Below are 17,045 nucleotides of genomic sequence, written 5' to 3'. Positions count from 1 at the left end.
AACGACAACGGGGGCCACTGGCCCCGGTTTTGTTTCATCGAGCACCGTTGGTCAGGCGATGCGGTTGCGCCTGCGCTTCACCGCGCTCCAGACCGGCAGGATCAGTGCGAAAGCAACAACGACCAGAAGCACCGCCGAGATCGGCCGTTCGACGAAAATCATCGGGCTGCCGAAGGAAAGCAGCAGCGACTGCCTGAGCGACGTTTCCAAAAGCGGAGCAAGCACCAGCGCAAGAACCAGCGGCGGCCGCGGAATGTCGAACTTCATCATCAGCCAGCCGAGCAGGCCGAAGAAGATACACATCCACACCGTGCCGAAATCGAGCGTCGCGGCATAGGCGCCGACGAGCGAGATCACGAGGATACCCGGTGCGAGATAGACATAGGGGATGCGCAGCAGCGAAGCGAAAAGCGGTGCCATCGGCAGGTTCATGATCAAGAGCATGACGTTGCCGATGAACATGCTGGCGATGAGCCCCCAGACGAGCGTCGCCTCCTGCGTCATCAGCATCGGCCCCGGCCGAACGCCATGCAGGATCAGCGCGGCAAGAAGCACCGCCGTGCTGGCATTGCCGGGAATGGCGAGCGACAGCATCGGGATCATCGCACCGTGCGAGGCGGAGTTGTTCGCAGCTTCTGCCGCTGCCACACCGTCGATCGCGCCCTTGCCGAACATTTCCGGATTGCGGCTGAAGCGGCGCTCGGTGAGATAGGCCAGCAGCGAGGCGATGGAGGCGCCGGCTCCGGGCATGATGCCGACGAAAAGGCCGATGAAGCCGCCGCGCACGATCGCCATCCGGCTTTGCGCCCACTCCGCCGATGTCAGCCACATATCCTTCAGCCGCGTACGGATCGGGTGCATGTCATGCGCACGTTCCAGCGAGGCGAGCACTTCGGCGATGCCGAAGACACCGATGGCGACGGGAATGAAATCGATGCCCTCGTAAAGCGCCGGCTGTCCGAATGTAAGCCGCGGCGTACCAGCGAGAGGATCGGTCCCGACAAGTGCGATCATCAGACCGAGCACGCCGGCCATTAGCGAGCGGATGGGAGTGGCGCCAAGGCTTGCCGTCGCGATGATGCCGAGAGCGGCAAGAAGAAAGTATTCCGGTGCGTTGAACCGAAGCGCGAAGCCCGACAGCGCCGGGGTGATGAAGGCAACCGCCGCAACCGCGCCGATGCCAGCGATGAACGAGCCGATGGCCGCAACGCTGAGCGCAGCCCCGCCGCGCCCCTTGCGGGCCATCTGGTGGCCGTCGACCGCCGTCATGACGCCGGATGCTTCGCCGGGCACGTTGATCAGCACCGAGGTAAGCGTGCCCCCATACTGGCCGCCATACATGATGCCGGCGAGCATCATGATCGCCGTTGCGGGCTCCAGGCCGAAGGTCAGCGGCAAGAGAAGTGCCATGCCGGCGGCAGGCCCCACGCCCGGCAGCGCGCCGATGACTTGCCCGAGCAGGACACCCAGAAAGATGAAAGCGAGATTGCTCGGCTGGAACGCAACCGCAAATCCCTGAAGCAGAAGATCGATCATGGCTTGTCCCGCCAGATGGTCGCGTCAAAAGCCGAGCGGTGCCGGAAGCGGAACCGAAAGCCCGTAAGCGAAAATGAATTTCAGGCCGAAGACGACGATGGCCGTCGTGATGAGGCTCGGAACGAGGCGCTGGCCGAGAACGGCAAGCAGCATGAACAGCATGAAGATCCCGGCGACCGGAACCATGCCGATCACCGGCGCCGCAACGACAAAGATCGCCATGGCGGAGAGCGCCAGAACCGCGCGCCGCAACCCGACGCGATCAGGCAGATCGAGAACCCCACCGTCCCCGCCTCGCCAAAGCGAGATGAAGAGCAGGATGCCGAGAAGACCGCCCGCTGCGGAAAGCCAGATCGGCAGGAAACGGGCACCTGGCGTGACATTATCCCAATATTTGAGGCCTGCGGTACCTATGAAGATGGCAAGCGACAAGGCCATCATCGCGATGGCCGGCATATAGTCGAGTGCCGTCACGCGGTAGCTCGGCGTGGCAGGCACCTCCGTTTCCGGAGATGCCGCCAGAGGGGCGAGTGGTTGGCTCATGATGTGCCCTCACTGGGTCTGGAGCGCATCACTGCGCTGCCAGACCGACCTGGGTCAGAACAGTGCGGAAGGTTTCCTGCTCCCTTGCGAAATACTCCCCGGCTTCTTCGAGACCGTAGAATTCGCCGAGTTGCATGTTGGCCGTGAGGCTTTCCTGCCAGCGTGCAGTCTGCGTCGCCTGCTCGAACTTGTCGGCCCACCACGCGGCGACGGCGGGATCGAGATCCGGCGGTCCGCCAACACCCCAGAATTGGGTGTAGACGACGTCGACGCCCTGCTCGCTCGCTGTCGGCACGTCGGCATAGCCTTCTTCCGTTCGGCGTTCTGCCGACAGGATCGCAAGCGCCTTGGCCTGGCCGGCATTGATCGCCTCGAGACCTTCCGCGAGCGTTGCGAAATGGCCCTCAACGTTGCCGCCGAGGAATGTCGCGCGTGCAGCCGACCCACTTTCGTGGGGGATATAGGTAAGCGTGATATCGGCGGCCTTCTCGACGAGGCCCGTCGCAACATGATCGTTGCCGCCCGATGCGCCACCTGCGATGCGGACGCGCCCCGGCTGTTCTTTTGCAGCCGCGACGAAATCCTGCAGCGAATTGTAGGGGCTGTCAGGCGTGGTGAGCAGCACGAGTTCCGACTGCACGAAGCCGGCGATCGGCGTGATCTGGTCGATGACGGAATCGGTGCCCTGAACGATCGGCGTGGTGAAGACCGGCGAGGCCAGCGTCAAAAGCGTCGATTCGTTACCAGGCAGACCGAGCACGTGGTTATAGGCGTTCGAATGCCCGCCACCCGAGCGGTTCTGAATAACGATCGGGTTCTCGACGATCCCCTCCTCGTTCATGATCTGGGCGATGGTGCGCATGATGATGTCGGGCGATCCGCCCGCACCGGCGCCGACGGTGAATTCGATCGGGCCTTCCGGCGCGCGCATCTCCTCTTGCGCAAAAGCGGCCGGGGTGCCGGCAAGCGTGGCGCACAGCGCCAGTGAAGCACTGAGTTTGAAAAAGCTCATTATTGGTCTCCTCCCAAGATAATGATTGATGTCTTCCGTCTGATCGGGCTCCGGCTGCTTTCGAATGGCCCTCCTTTCAGGTTTCGATGAGTGAAGAATGAAACAATTCGGACGCCGAAACACGGCGCGGCGCGAGATATTGCTCGACCGAATAGCGGCACATGGCCTCGACTTCGCGTTCCGCTCCGCGATAGCCATAAGGATAGTAATCGCGCCCCATCGTGGCGCGCAGGCGCTCCATCGATGCGTTCAGCCATGGCAGGCTGAGCCGGTTGGCAGAGCCGAGCCAGATCTCTTCAAGCCGCTGCAGAGCGAGATCGCGCGCCGTGGAGAACGCCTCGTAAAGCGCCATCGGCAGCTCCGGATGCTTCTCCGCAAGCGTGCGCCGCACCGCGACGACATGCATGATCGGGAAGAACCCGGTTTCGGCGTAATAGTCCTGCTCGACCCGTTCGAAATCGGGAAATATCCGCTCGATCCTCGGATCGCCCTCGGCGAAAGCCTTCGGGGGATTGGGCGCGAGCAGCGCGTCGATCTGACCATCGAGCAGCAGCGACTGCAGCGTCTCGCCCTCGCTGATCGGCGTGATCTTGAGATTTGGTGGCGGCGTCAGTTGCAGCCGCTCGTGCCGCACACCGGCATCGAGCGCGCCTGTGCGCCATTCGATATCGGTCGCCTCGACGCCGTACTGGTCCTTGAGGATGCCGCGCATCCAGAGCGCAGCGGTCATCTGGTATTCCGGAACACCGACGCGGCGACCCTTGAGGTCCGCCGGGGTCTCGATGCCGCTATTGGCGCGCCGGAAAAAGCCGTTATGGCGAAAAGCCCGCGAAATGAACGCCGGGATGGCGACATATGCCCCCTCGCCCCGCGCCACCTGCAGAATATGGCTCGACAGCGACAGTTCGGTCACGTCGAACCGTGCTTCCTGCACCGCAAGCGGAAACAGTTTCGACGTCGGCAGCACATGCGGCTCGATCTCGAAGCCTTCCACCGGCACGCGGCCGTCCATCACCGGCATCACCCGGTCGTGGTCGAAACAGGCAACCGTGATCCTCGGAAGCGTGCTCATGATGCGCGGAACAATCGATCTTCGACCGAACGCAGATGCGTCCGCATGGCATTGTGCGCGGCGTCCGCATCGCGCGCTTCGATGGCGTCGGTAATCGTGTCATGCTCGTTGAAGCTCGAATGGCTGCGCGGCGGCCGCGCGCCGGTGCGGGCGAGATTGCCCCAGGCGACCATGCGCCGAAGCGTGTTCAGTTGATCGAACAGCGCGAGAAGCACGACCGAACCGCTCGCCTCGGCGATCTGACGGTGGAAATCGTTGTCGAGCGCCTCATATTCCCGCCAGGTGCCGGCAAGATGGCTGCGCTCCATGGTCAGCCTGAGCGTCGCAATCGCCGACGCCGGGGCGTGGATTGCGGCTTCGCGCGCAAGCGCCGGCTCAAGGCTGAGGCGCGCGCGCATGACATCGACCGGACTGATGGTGCGCGCCAGAGCCGTGAGATCATTTTGGTCGGATTGATCGGTCGGGCGGGCCATGAAGGTGCCTTTGCCCACATGGCGCCAGAGCACGCCCTCGTCGACAAGCGTCTCCATCGCCTTGCGCAGCTCAAAGCGCCGCAGGCCGAGCTCGGGCCCGAGCACCCGCTCCGGCGGAAGCTTCTGCCCCCGCTGAAAACCAGCGTTCTGAATATAGGCGCGCAGTTGCACCAGTGCGGCACTGTCCGAGACGACCGCACTTTGGCGATCGCTCTCATCCTCACTGCCAGCGGTCGTCATGCCCGCATCTACATGCATCGCCGTCATCGGCATCGCATCGCTCCATCCCACGATGAAACGCTATATTGATCCGGATTGATCGGCAACAAGAATCTTCACGACTCCTGATTGAGCGATTGCTTGCAAATGCGCGCTGATAGATCGGCGATCAGATGATAGCGCGGCGGACCTTCGAAGAGACCCATTCCGCGACGATCACCGTCAGCAGAATGACGGCGAAGATCACCGAGACCTGGGACCAGGCGAGCGTGTTGAGCGACCCCTGGAGTTGCAGGCCGATGCCGCCGGCACCCACCAGTCCCAGGATGGTGGATTCACGGATGTTGATGTCCCAGCGGAAGATCGTCATGCCGACGAATGCGGGAAGAACCTGCGGCACGATGGCATAATCGATCAGCTGCAGCTGACCCGCTCCTGTCGCACGAACGGCCTCCACCTGCGTCTCGTCGATTTCCTCGATCGACTCGTAAAGCAGCTTGCCGACAAATCCGATGGAACGAAGCGCGATGGCGATGATCCCGGAGAGAATGCCCGGACCGATGATCGCGACGAGCAGCAGCGCCCAGATCAACGAATTGATCGACCGCGAAGCGACGATGATGAACAGCGCGACCGGCCGCAAGAAGAGCAGGCTCGGCGACGTGTTGCGCGCCGCCAAGAACGCCAGCGGCACTGCCATGGCCGTGCCCAGCAGCGTGCCGAGCGTCGCCATGTTCAATGTGTCCCAAAGCGGCTGCCACAGGTTTCCGAGATAATCCCAGCGCGGCGGCCAGGAGCGCGAGAGAAGGTCGGCACCCTGGCGCGGCGCATCCTCGACGAACGCCCAGATTGTGCGCTCGTTCATCACCTGCCAGGACAGGACGAAGACGACCGCAAGCGAAAACCAGCCGCCCCAGATCATCCACTCGCCCCGACGGGTGTGCTTCGACCAGGTCTTGTGGGCGGCATCTGGTCCAATCGACATTACTGCACCCTCTTGCGGATGTGGCTTGAGCCGTATTCGGCCAACATGACGAAGATAATGATCAGGATCAGGATCGCGCCTGCCGTATCGTAATCGTATCGTTCCATCGAGGTGTTGAGCGTGGCACCGATGCCGCCTGCACCGACGATGCCGATCACCGAACTTTCGCGGAAATTGATATCGACGCGATAGAGCGAAAGCCCGATCAGTCGCGGCATGACCTGCGGCTGGATCGCGTAGTTAACGATCTGCCACCAGCCGGCCCCGGTGGCGCGGATGGCTTCCGCTTGCGCCTCATCGACCTCCTCGATGTCGTCGGCAAGCAGTTTGGAGATGAAGCCGATCGTCGCGAAGGAGAGCGTCAGAAAGCCGGCGAATGGCCCGAACCCGAACATGGCCACGAACAGGATCGCGATGATGATTTCCTGAAACGCGCGAGAAATGGCGATGATGCTGCGGCAGACGGTATGAACGGGCCAGGGCGCGATGTTGCGCGCCGCGCCGATCCCGATCGGGATGGAAATGAGGATGCCGACAACGCTTGCACACACCGTCATGGTGATGCTTTCCACCATGCCCTGGCGAATGTCGCGCCAGCGGCTCGTGAAGTCCGGTGTCAGAAAGCCTTCGATGAAGCGGCGGCCGCGGTCGAGGCCTTGGACGATGCGCGTCCAGTCAAGGTCGATCGACCAGAGCGCCAGCACGAGATAGGCGAAAAAGCCGCCATAGATGGCAATGCGCCAGAACCGGCTCTTGATGAAGACCGGGGGTCGGCGCCAGCGGTGGGAAGCGGCGGGTGCAACTGCGCTGACCACTAGACCAGCTCCGCCAGACGCTCGGCTTCAAACGCCTTCGTCTCGCTTTCGTCAGCCGCATCTTCCTCGCGCGTCTTGCGCATCGCATGCCAGTCTTCTTCGCCGTAAATCTCGGTCAGCGCCGTGTCCATAAGATCCGTCGGCGGACCATCGAACACCACCGCGCCGGCGCGCAGGCCGATGATGCGATCGACGAACATCTGGGCCAGCACCACATCGTGAATGTTGATGATCGCCGGAAGGTCGCGCTCGCGGCAGACTTCGCAGATGAGACGCATGATCTGGCGCGATGTCTTCGGATCGAGCGACGCGGTCGGCTCGTCGACCAGCAGCAGTTCCGGGTCCTGCTCGAGCGCACGCGCGATGCCGACGCGCTGGCGCTGGCCGCCGGACAGCGCATCCGCGCGCTTGTCCACGTGATCCTGCAGCCCCACGCGATCTAGAAGCTGGAAGGCCTTGTCGACGTCTGCTTGCGGGAAGCGCCGGAAGAAGGAGCGCCAGAACGGCACATAACCGAGCCTGCCCGATAGCACGTTCTCCATGACGGTCAGACGCTCGACCAGCGCATATTCCTGGAAGATCATGCCGATGCGCCTGCGCGCCTGGCGCAAATTGCCGCCGGACAGCTTCGTGAGATCGAGCCCGTTCAGACGAATGGCGCCACCTGTCGGTTCCACCAGTCGGTTGATACAGCGGATGAGTGACGACTTACCCGCGCCCGAAGGCCCGATGAGACCGACGACCTGTCCCTTGGCAACCGTGAAAGAAACGCCGCGCAACGCCATGTCGCCCGTTTTGTAGCGCTTCTCGAGACTGTCCACCTCAAGCATGCCCGACCTCTCGCCTCTGCTTCAAATGCGAAGCGGGGACGCAGATACGAAGCTGCGTCCCCGCTTTGTGTTAGCCAGAGCTTACTGGCAGGAATACGAGACGCCGGTCGCCTCGTCGATCTGGCGAATGACTTCCCAGTCTTCCTGGAAGCTGATTTCGATGAACTGCTCTTCGCCCGACGCGTTGAACTCTTCGGCAAGCGCGGAGCCTTCCCACTCGAACGAGAAGAACGCATCGCGGATCTGCTGCTGAAGCTCGGGCGTCAGATTGTAGACCGTGCCGTAGCCCGTCGTCGGGAAGGTTGCCGACTGGTAGATCGAGCGGATCTGATCGGGGGACACGACTTCGCGGTCGATCATGCGGGTCATGACCGAGTTTGCGATGGCGGCAGCCGGGTAGTCGCCGTTGGCAACGCCCAGGATCGACGTGTCGTGCGAACCCGAGAAGACCGGCGTGAAGTCTTCGTTCGCAACCATGTCGAATTCGCTCGAAAGAATGGCGGACGGCGCCTTGAAGCCGGAATTCGACGTCTCCTGCGTAAAGGCGATCTCGCTGCCGCGCAGATCCTCGATCTCCTGCGCTTCGCTGTCGGCCGGTACGATGATTTCCATCTCGTAGCCGAACGAGCCGTCATTGGAAGCCATCATGGCGAAGGGACGGAAGCCGGCGCAGGCAACGGCAATCGGATTGCCACCGGTGTTGAAGCCGGCAATGTGCAGGCGGCCCGCACGCATCGCTTCAAGCTGCGCGGCGTTCGACTGAACCGGGAAGAACTCGACGTTCTTGCCCGTGGCTTCCGCAAGATGGTCCATAAAGCCCTGCCACACATCGGCGTAGACGGCCGGATCCTCAACGGGCGTGTAGGTGAAGATCAGCGTGTCCGGGTCGACCAGATCGGCAGCGTCGGTCGGGATGTCGGCGATCAGATCGCCATCGGCATCGGTGAAACGAGAGTCGAGCGCGAACTGGGCTTGAGCGGGAAGGATGAAGGCAGCCGAAAGGGCGAGTGCTGCGGCGAACAGTTTCATGGGCTTTTCCTCTTCGTGGCGGGTCGTCGAATGGCGGTGCTGCAGGCTTATTGACCGTGCCCATTACAGGTCCGTGACATATCGATGATGATTCCGTGACAGACTTGTCGGTGCCCCCGGTAAGCCCCGAAGCTCCCGTTCCCGATTGCGCGCCGCCGCGCGCGTAGATACGTAGAAGACATGTGCAATTGGCAGAACACGCACCGATGACGACACCCACCATGCGACTGGATGACGCCGCCCGCGCCGGCTGGCTTTATTACGTCGCCGGCAACACGCAGGACGACATCGCGCGCAAGCTGGGTGTTTCGCGGCAATCGGCGCAGCGTCTGGTTTCGCTTGCCGTGAAAGAAGGTCTCGTCAAGGTTCGGATCGACCATCCGATCGCGAGTTGTCTCGAACTTGCACAGCGGCTGAAGCAGCGCTTCGACCTGAAGCTGGTCGAAGTCGTGCCGAGCGATCCGGGTTCCCAATCCACCACGGTCGGCGTTGCCGAAGCCGCAGCCGCTGAATTGGAGCGACGCCTGTCCGCGCCGGAACCCGTGACGATCGCCATCGGAACGGGCCGCACGCTGAAGGCCGCGATCGAAAAACTGCCGAGCATGGATTGCCCGCAGCACAAGGTCGTGTCGCTGACGGGCAACATTGCGCCGGACGGCTCGGCAGCATTCTACAACGTCGTCTTCACCATGGCCGACAAGGTGAAGTGCCGGTCGTTTCCCATGCCGCTCCCTGTCATCGCTTCTTCGATGCATGAGCGTGAATTGCTGCACCAGCAGCCGATGATCCAGGCGACCCTCAAGCTGTCGGCAACGGCGGACATCACCTTCGTCGGCATCGGCGATCTCGGACCGGGTGCACCGCTCGTCATCGATGGTTTCATCAGCCCGGCCGAGCTCGAAGAATTGACCGCCGCAGGCGCCGTGGCCGAGATCGTCGGTTGGGCGATCGACCGCGAAGGGCACCAGATCGATGGCATCATCAACGACCGGGTCGCGAGTTCGCCCATCCCGTCGCGCGACACCTGCATCGTCGTCGGCATCGCCAAGGGACCGCTCAAGCTGCCCGGCATCGCCGCCGCCTTGAAAGGTCGGCTGATCAACGGCCTGATTACCGACGAAGACACGGCCACCGCCCTCCTCGCCTAAGCCAGCCGCCGCAATCGTCTCCTGCAGATGCTGCGCTGCAGCGACTAATCTGCGTTGACATCGCTCGCCAACATGTGAGTAATTGCTCACAGCATAGGCAATTGCTCAAGAAGCTCTTGCCGGCGACACTCATTTGGGAGGAACTCATGAGACACAGGTTTTCGCTTCTTGCCGCCTGCGCAGCCATGCTTGCCGGCACCAGCGTTGGCGCGTCCGCGCAGGAAACACTGACAATTGCGACCGTGAACAACGGCGACATGATCCGCATGCAGGGTCTGACCGACGCCTTCACCGAACAGCACCCGGACATCCAGCTGAATTGGGTGACGCTGGAAGAAAACGTGCTGCGCCAGCGCGTCACGACCGATATCGCCACCAATGGCGGCCAGTTCGACATCATGACGATCGGCACCTACGAAGTGCCGATTTGGGCCGAAAACGACTGGCTGCTTCCGCTCGATAATCTCGGCGACGATTACGACGTCGACGATCTGATCCCCGCAATCCGCGAAGCGCTCTCCAAGGATGGTACCCTCTACGCAGCACCGTTCTACGCCGAAAGCGCCATGACGCTCTATCGCACCGACCTGTTCGAGGCAGCCGGCATCGAGATGCCCGAGGCTCCGACATGGGATTTCATCGCTGACGCCGCACGCCAGATTTCCGAAGCAAATGACGACGTCTACGGCATCTGCCTGCGTGGCAAGCCGGGCTGGGGCGAGAACATGGCCTTCCTGGGTTCCATGGCCCGCTCTTACGGCGCCAATTATTTCGATGCCAGCTGGCAGCCGCAGTTCGACAGCGAAGGCTGGACGACGGCCGTCACCCAGTATGTCGACATGATGACGAATTACGGGCCTCCCGGCGCAGCCTCCAACGGCTTCAACGAAAACCTGACGCTCTTCAACCAGGGCCGTTGCGCCATGTGGATGGATGCGACCGTTGCGGCCTCCTTCGTGACCAACCCTGACGAAAGCCAGGTCGCCGAGAATGTCGGCTTCGCGCCGTTCCCCTGCGGCGTCGAAAACTGCCCGAACCAGGGCGCCAACTGGCTCTGGGCTTGGTCGCTCGCGATCCCTGCCGGCTCGCAGAAGGCCGAGGCTGCCGAGACCTTCATTTCCTGGGCAACCTCCAAGGCCTATCTCGAACTGGTGGCCGAGAACGAAGGCTGGTCGAACGTTCCGCCCGGCACGCGCACCTCGCTCTATGAAAACGAGCAGTACACGTCCGAGGCGCCCTTCGCCGAGCAGACGCTTGCCGCGATCAACAATGCCGACCCGTCGATCACCGACGACAAGCCCTATGTCGGCCTGCAGTTCGCAGCCATTCCCGAGTTCCAAGGTCTCGGTACCGCGGTTGGCCAGCAGATGGCCGCAGCCGTCTCCGGCAGCATGACGGTCGAACAGGCGCTTCAGTCTGCCCAACAGGCAGCGGTGCGCGAAATGACACGGGCCGGCTACATTCAGTAAGCCCGCCCGATCCCGCCCGACCAGATCCTCCGCCGGGCGGGATCCATCTTCGTCGGCAGCCACAATCTGCAGGCTTTCGACCTATCGCGTCTCGCAACGGTGAACCGGTTTCCATATCACCTCGAAACGCTCAAGCTTCGCGCAGCAATCGATAGCGATCCGCCAAGGACGGCCTTGCCATGGCAACCCTGCAGACGAAATCCGCCGCACGCCTGATGATGGCACCCGCCGTCATCGCGTTGCTGATCTGGATGATCGTGCCGCTGTCGCTGACGCTCTATTTCTCGACGCTCAACTACAATCTGTTCAATCCCGCCGACACGCCCTTCATCGGCCTGACCAACTACCGCTTCTTCCTGTCCGATCCGGCCTTCTTCACCGCGCTGCGCAACACGCTGACATTGGTGGTCGGCGTGCTCTTCATCACCGTCTGCGGTGGCATCCTTCTCGCGCTTCTGCTCGACCAGGTGTTCTACGGCGTCAACATCGTGCGCCTCTTGGTCATCGCGCCCTTCTTCGTCATGCCGACGGTGGCGGCACTCGTCTGGAAGAATATGATGATGAACCCGGTCTACGGGGTCATCGGTCAATTTCTCAACTGGATCGGTATCGGCGCGATCGACTGGTTCTCCAATGCACCTCTGACCGCCATCATCATCATCGTTGCCTGGCAATGGCTGCCCTTTGCGACACTCATCCTCTTGACCGCGCTGCAATCGCTTTCGGAAGAGCAGAAGGAAGCGGCCGAGATGGACGGCGCCGGCGCGTTGTCGATCTTCTGGTACATCACGCTGCCACACATGGCGCGCGCCATCACTGTCGTCATCCTGATCCAGACGATCTTCCTGCTCTCCATCTTCGCCGAGATCTACGTGACGACATCGGGCGGACCGGGCCTGCAGACGACGAATATTCCGTATCTCGTCTACAGCCAGGCGCTTCTCCAGTTCGATGTGGGCGGCGCATCCGCCGGCGGCATCGTGGCAGTTATCCTCGCCAACATCGTTGCCTTCTTCCTCGTCCGTATCATCGGCAAGAACCTCGACGCTTGAAGGGATTGAGATCATGGCCCGCGCAGTGTCCACCCGCCGCAAGATCACCTTCACCATCATCGGATGGACGGTCGGTCTGCTGATCTTCTTCCCGGTCCTCTGGACGATCCTCACCTCGTTCAAGACCGAACTCGACGCGATCTCCATTCCGCCGAAATGGATTTTCTTCGACTGGACACTGGAGAACTACGCCACGGTCCAGGAGCGCTCGAATTACTTCCGCTTCATGATGAATTCGGTCTATCTCGCGCTCGGCTCGACCGCGCTCGGCCTGATCTTCGCCATCCCCGCCGCCTGGGCCATGGCGTTCTCCCCGACGCCGCGCACCAAGGATGTGCTCCTGTGGATGCTCTCCACCAAAATGTTGCCGGCCGTTGGCGTGCTGATCCCGATCTACCTCATCTTCCGCGACTGGGGCCTGCTCGACAGCCGCGTCGGCCTGATCGTCGTCCTGTTCCTGATCAACCTGCCGATCATGGTGTGGATGCTCTACACCTACTTCAAGGAAATCCCCGGCGAGATCCTCGAAGCTGCGCGCATGGACGGCGCGTCGCTCTCGAAGGAGATTACCCATGTGCTGGCGCCGATGTCGGTGCCGGGCATTGCCTCCACCGTTCTCTTGAGCGTGATCCTCGCCTGGAACGAGGCCTTCTGGACGCTTAATCTGACGACGTCGAACGCCGCGCCGCTGACGACCTTCATCGCGTCCTATTCGAGCCCGCAGGGCAATTTCTACGCGAAGCTGTCAGCAGCCTCGACGCTCGCGATCGCACCGATCCTCATTCTCGGCTGGTTCTCGCAGAAGCAGCTCGTCCGCGGCCTCACCTTCGGCGCCGTGAAGTAGGGAAGACAGACATGGGAAACATCACGCTCAACAAGGTCACAAAATCCTTCGGCACGACCCATGTGATCAAGGACATCGATCTTGCAATCGACGACGGCGAGTTCGTCGTCTTTGTCGGCCCGTCCGGCTGCGGAAAATCCACCCTGCTGCGGCTGATCGCCGGGCTGGAGGACGTCTCCAGCGGCAGGATCATGATCGACGGAACGGACTCGACGGGCCTCGCACCCGCCAAGCGGCGCCTGTCGATGGTGTTCCAGTCCTATGCGCTCTATCCGCATATGAGCGTGCGCCAGAACATCGCCTTTCCGCTGAAGATGGCCGGCAATGACAAGGCGGTGATCGACAAGAAGGTCGGCGATGCCGCGCGCATCCTGAACCTCACCGACTATCTCGACCGCAAGCCGCGCCAGCTTTCCGGTGGCCAGCGCCAACGCGTCGCCATCGGCCGTGCGATCGTGCGCGAGCCGGAAGCCTTCCTCTTCGACGAGCCTTTGTCGAACCTCGATGCGGCGCTGCGTGTCAACATGCGGCTCGAAATCTCCGAACTGCACCAGCAGCTCAAGACGACGATGATCTACGTCACTCACGACCAGGTCGAGGCGATGACCATGGCCGACAAGATCGTCGTGCTGCAGGCCGGGCGCATCGAACAGGTCGGTTCGCCGCTCAATCTCTACAAGCACCCCGCAAATCGTTTCGTCGCGGGCTTCATCGGGTCGCCCAAGATGAATTTCGTCGAGGGCGCCGAAGCCAAGCGCCACGACGCGAGCGCCATCGGCGTGCGGCCGGAACATCTCGACATCTCGACGACGGACGGGTTGTGGAAGGGCAAGGTCGGCGTATCCGAGCATCTCGGCTCCGACACGTTCCTGCATGTCCACCGCGATGGTGCAGGACCCAATGACGAGACGATCACCGTGCGCGCCGGCGGCGAAGTGATGCTCGCCCATGGGGACACGGTCTATCTCACGCCGCAGGCCGACAAGATCCACAAATTCGATGCGCAGGGCCTGGCAATCAAATGAAGCGACTGGATGGAAAATCCGCACTGATCACCGGCTCGGCGCGCGGCATCGGCCGCACCTTTGCGGAAGCCTATATCCGCGAGGGCGCAACGGTCGCGATCGCCGATATAGATGTCGAGCGCGCTGAGAAAACCGCGGCGGAGATCGGTGACGGAGCCTATGCCGTCGCTCTCGACGTGACCGACCAGCACTCGATCGACGCGGCGATCTCAGCCGTGGAAGCACGGTGCGGCGGCCTCGACATTCTCGTCAACAATGCAGCGATCTTCGATCTTGCGCCGATCGTCGATATCACGCGCGAAAGCTTCGACCGCGTCTTCCGCATCAACGTCTCCGGCACGCTCTTCATGATGCAGGCGGCCGCGCGCTCGATGATCGCTCAGGATCGTCCCGGTCGCATCATCAACATGGCAAGCCAGGCCGGCCGCCGCGGCGAAGCGCTCGTCGCCGTCTATTGCGCATCGAAGGCCGCGGTCATCAGCCTCACCCAATCCGCCGGGCTGAACCTGATCCGCCACCGCATCAACGTCAACGCGATCGCCCCAGGCGTCGTCGATGGCGAGCATTGGGACGGCGTCGACGCGCTCTTTGCGCAATACGAGAACCGGCCGCGTGGCGAGAAGAAGCGCCTTGTGGGCGCGGAAGTGCCTTTCGGGCGCATGGGAACCGCCGAGGACCTCGTCGGCATGGCGATCTTCCTGGCCGGTCCCGAAAGCGAATACGTCGTTGCACAGACCTACAATGTCGATGGCGGCAACTGGATGAGCTGACGCGCCCTTGAAGGCTGCGTTTGAGGAATGAAAATAATGCTGACCAAACTATCGCTCGCCACGTTACCCGAACTCGAAGGCAAGGCCGCTCTTCCGGCCTATGACCGCGGCGCGCTGTCGCCTGGCATTCTCCATTTCGGCATCGGCAATTTCCACCGCGCCCACCAGGCGGTCTATCTCGACGAGCTCTTCAACCAGGGCCGTGATCTGGATTTCGCAATCGTCGGCGCAGGCATCCTTCCATCCGACAAGCCGCTGCGCGAAAAGCTCAGGCAACAGGACTACCTGACGACCGTAGTCGAACAGGAGGCCGATAAGTCGACCGCGCGCGTAACCGGCGCCATGATCGACTACATCCAGCCGGGAGATACGGCAGCGATCATCGAAAAGCTTGCCGATCCGGCGATCCGCATCGTCTCGCTCACCATCACCGAGGGTGGTTATTATATCGATCCCGCCTCCGGTCGCTTCGATCCCGACCATCCCGACATGCGCCACGATGCTGCCAATCCGGCCGCACCCAAGACGGTGTTCGGGCTGATGCTCGCGGGCCTCGCCGTACGGCGAAAGGCTGGCACCCCGGCCTTCACGGTCATGTCCTGCGACAACATCCCCGGCAACGGCCATGTCACCGAAAACGCCGTCGCGGGTCTTGCCGACCAGTTCGACCCGAAACTCGCCCAGTGGGTGCGCGCCAACGTCGCCTTCCCGAACGGCATGGTCGACCGCATCACGCCGGCGACGGGAGACCGCGAGATCGGCATCCTGGCCGGTGAGTTCGGCATCGAAGACGCATGGCCGGTCTTCTGCGAAGATTTCAAGCAATGGGTGCTGGAAGACAAGTTCCCGGCCGGGCGTCCTGCACTCGAGGATGTCGGTGTCACCTTCGTCGAGGATGTCGCTCCCTACGAGTTGATGAAGATCCGCATCCTCAATGGCGGGCATGCAACCATCGCGTATCCTGCTGCTTTGTTGGACATCCATTTCGTCCATGAGGCGATGGAAGACCCGTTGGTGCGAGGCTTCCTTGAAAAGGTCGAGAGCGAAGAGATCATTCCCTGCGTCCCCCCGGTGCCAGATACGGACCTGCAGGACTATTTCGCCCTCATCGAGCGCCGCTTCGCCAACCCGAAGATCGGCGACACCGTGGCGCGGCTCTGCCTCGACGGCTCCAACCGCCAGCCGAAATTCATCCTGCCTTCGACCGCAGACCGGCTGCAAGCGGGCAAGTCCGTCGATGGCCTTGCGCTCGTTTCGGCGCTCTGGTGCCGTTACTGCGCCGGAATGTCCGACAGCGGCCGCGTCATCCCGCCCAACGATGCCAGCCACGAACGCTTGAAAGCTGCCGCACTCGATGCCCGCGACGATCCGTCAAAGTTTCTGGCGCTTTCGGACATCTTCGGCACGGTCGGCACGAACCCGGTCTTCGCCAAGGCATTCGCGGATCATTTGACGGCACTCTGGCGGGACGGCACGAAAGCGACGCTGCAGAAATTCCTGAGCGATGGATAGGGAGCGAGGCCTTGGCGATCGAGATCAGCGCCCGTTTGAACGATCAGCCGGATCTTGTGATCTTCGACTGCGATGGCGTCCTCGTCGACAGCGAGCCGATCTCGATCGCCGTACTGATTGAGCTTGTCGCAGACATCGGCTTCGAACTTCCTGAGCAGGCCGCCTATGAGCGCTTTCTCGGGAAAAGCATGGCTAGCATCTGCACCGCGCTCGGCGAGGATCCGGGTATCGCCGTGACTGAGGCACATCTCGAAGCCATGCGAAGCGCGCTCTACGCGCGCTTCCGCCGCGACCTTCGACCCATCGAGGGGATTGCCGAGACGATCGGCAAACTGGCGATGCCGTGCTGCGTCGCCTCGTCCAGCCAGCCGGAACGGATCGCCCTTTCGCTCGAGGTTACCGGCCTTCTCGATCAGCTCGCGCCTCACATCTTTAGCGCCACGATGGTCGAAAACGGCAAGCCTGCGCCCGATCTCTTCCTGCACGCTGCGGCTGCAATGGGTGTCGACCCCGCAAATTGTCTTGTTGTCGAAGACAGCGCACCCGGCGTGGAAGCCGCCAAACGCGCGGGAATGCGGGTTTTCGCCTTCACGGGAGGCTCCCACGCGGCGCAATTCGACCTTCACGCCCGTGTCGCCGCCCTTGAGCCCGACTTGATATTCGATAACATGCGCCAACTCCCGGCGCTGCTGGGGACAAGAACCTGACGGG

General features: G+C 62.2%; 17 protein-coding genes. 8 read left to right on the top strand and 9 right to left on the bottom strand.

The genetic code is table 11. The annotated features are described in order from the left end of the window. Positions 1-51 precede the first annotated feature (51 nt). The 9 genes from PU133_RS04205 to phnD all read right to left on the bottom strand — a co-directional run bounded on the left by PU133_RS04205 (position 52) and on the right by phnD (position 8,514). On the bottom strand, positions 52-1,536 hold the full coding sequence (locus tag PU133_RS04205) for a tripartite tricarboxylate transporter permease (RefSeq protein ID WP_404863621.1): 1,485 nt from the start codon (positions 1,534-1,536) through the stop codon (positions 52-54). A gap of 24 nt (positions 1,537-1,560) precedes the next feature. Beyond that, on the bottom strand, positions 1,561-2,079 hold the full coding sequence (locus PU133_RS04200; protein WP_404863620.1) for a tripartite tricarboxylate transporter TctB family protein: 519 nt from the start codon (positions 2,077-2,079) through the stop codon (positions 1,561-1,563). A 28-nt stretch (positions 2,080-2,107) separates the two neighbouring features. Then, positions 2,108-3,091, bottom strand: coding sequence for a Bug family tripartite tricarboxylate transporter substrate binding protein (locus tag PU133_RS04195; protein WP_404863619.1), 984 nt, complete (start codon positions 3,089-3,091; stop codon positions 2,108-2,110). Between the two features lie 76 nt (positions 3,092-3,167). Continuing rightward, positions 3,168-4,163, bottom strand: a complete 996-nt coding sequence (locus tag PU133_RS04190; protein ID WP_404863618.1) for an ABC transporter substrate-binding protein — start codon at positions 4,161-4,163, stop codon at positions 3,168-3,170. Then, a complete protein-coding gene (locus tag PU133_RS04185; RefSeq protein ID WP_404863617.1) occupies positions 4,160-4,909 on the bottom strand; it encodes a FadR/GntR family transcriptional regulator in 750 nt (249 codons plus the stop codon). The genes PU133_RS04190 and PU133_RS04185 overlap by 4 nt, the downstream gene beginning before the upstream one ends. A 115-nt stretch (positions 4,910-5,024) precedes the next feature. Continuing rightward, positions 5,025-5,840 (bottom strand): phosphonate ABC transporter, permease protein PhnE, encoded by an 816-nt coding sequence (gene phnE / locus PU133_RS04180; RefSeq protein ID WP_404863616.1) that lies wholly within the window; start codon positions 5,838-5,840, stop codon positions 5,025-5,027. Then, positions 5,840-6,655 (bottom strand): phosphonate ABC transporter, permease protein PhnE, encoded by an 816-nt coding sequence (gene phnE / locus PU133_RS04175; RefSeq protein ID WP_404863615.1) that lies wholly within the window; start codon positions 6,653-6,655, stop codon positions 5,840-5,842. The genes phnE (PU133_RS04180) and phnE (PU133_RS04175) overlap by 1 nt, the downstream gene beginning before the upstream one ends. Next, positions 6,655-7,485 (bottom strand): phosphonate ABC transporter ATP-binding protein, encoded by an 831-nt coding sequence (gene phnC, locus PU133_RS04170; protein WP_404863614.1) that lies wholly within the window; start codon positions 7,483-7,485, stop codon positions 6,655-6,657. Before phnC ends, phnE (PU133_RS04175) begins: the two co-directional genes overlap by 1 nt. Before the next feature lie 81 nt (positions 7,486-7,566). Then, a complete protein-coding gene (gene phnD / locus PU133_RS04165; RefSeq protein ID WP_126007995.1) occupies positions 7,567-8,514 on the bottom strand; it encodes a phosphate/phosphite/phosphonate ABC transporter substrate-binding protein in 948 nt (315 codons plus the stop codon). Between the two features lie 206 nt (positions 8,515-8,720). On the opposite strand from phnD, the gene PU133_RS04160 reads away from it, so the two are divergent. From PU133_RS04160 to PU133_RS04125, 8 genes are all read left to right on the top strand, one after another. Then, positions 8,721-9,662 (top strand): sugar-binding transcriptional regulator, encoded by a 942-nt coding sequence (locus PU133_RS04160; RefSeq protein ID WP_126007993.1) that lies wholly within the window; start codon positions 8,721-8,723, stop codon positions 9,660-9,662. A 146-nt stretch (positions 9,663-9,808) separates the two neighbouring features. Then, complete coding sequence (locus tag PU133_RS04155) at positions 9,809-11,131, top strand: sugar ABC transporter substrate-binding protein (protein ID WP_126007990.1); 1,323 nt, start codon at positions 9,809-9,811, stop codon at positions 11,129-11,131. Positions 11,132-11,310: 179 nt separating this feature from the next. Next, on the top strand, positions 11,311-12,183 hold the full coding sequence (locus PU133_RS04150; protein WP_404863613.1) for a carbohydrate ABC transporter permease: 873 nt from the start codon (positions 11,311-11,313) through the stop codon (positions 12,181-12,183). A 13-nt stretch (positions 12,184-12,196) separates the two neighbouring features. Then, positions 12,197-13,027, top strand: a complete 831-nt coding sequence (locus PU133_RS04145; RefSeq protein WP_404863612.1) for a carbohydrate ABC transporter permease — start codon at positions 12,197-12,199, stop codon at positions 13,025-13,027. A gap of 11 nt (positions 13,028-13,038) precedes the next feature. Next, a complete protein-coding gene (locus PU133_RS04140; protein WP_404863611.1) occupies positions 13,039-14,052 on the top strand; it encodes an ABC transporter ATP-binding protein in 1,014 nt (337 codons plus the stop codon). Beyond that, positions 14,049-14,822 (top strand): L-iditol 2-dehydrogenase, encoded by a 774-nt coding sequence (locus PU133_RS04135; RefSeq protein ID WP_404863610.1) that lies wholly within the window; start codon positions 14,049-14,051, stop codon positions 14,820-14,822. Before PU133_RS04140 ends, PU133_RS04135 begins: the two co-directional genes overlap by 4 nt. A 36-nt stretch (positions 14,823-14,858) precedes the next feature. After that, complete coding sequence (locus tag PU133_RS04130) at positions 14,859-16,334, top strand: mannitol dehydrogenase family protein (RefSeq protein ID WP_404863609.1); 1,476 nt, start codon at positions 14,859-14,861, stop codon at positions 16,332-16,334. An 11-nt stretch (positions 16,335-16,345) separates the two neighbouring features. Further along, positions 16,346-17,041: an HAD family hydrolase gene (locus PU133_RS04125; protein ID WP_404863608.1), complete on the top strand. Its 696-nt coding sequence runs from the start codon at positions 16,346-16,348 to the stop codon at positions 17,039-17,041. The last annotated feature ends 4 nt before the right edge of the window (positions 17,042-17,045 follow it).

The organism is Georhizobium sp. MAB10, assembly GCF_045012825.1.
GTDB classification, from domain to species: Bacteria; Pseudomonadota; Alphaproteobacteria; order Rhizobiales; family Rhizobiaceae; genus Georhizobium; species Georhizobium profundi.
The sequence above is the reverse complement of the archived record's forward strand: the minus strand, read 5'-3'. Positions and strand labels throughout refer to the sequence as shown.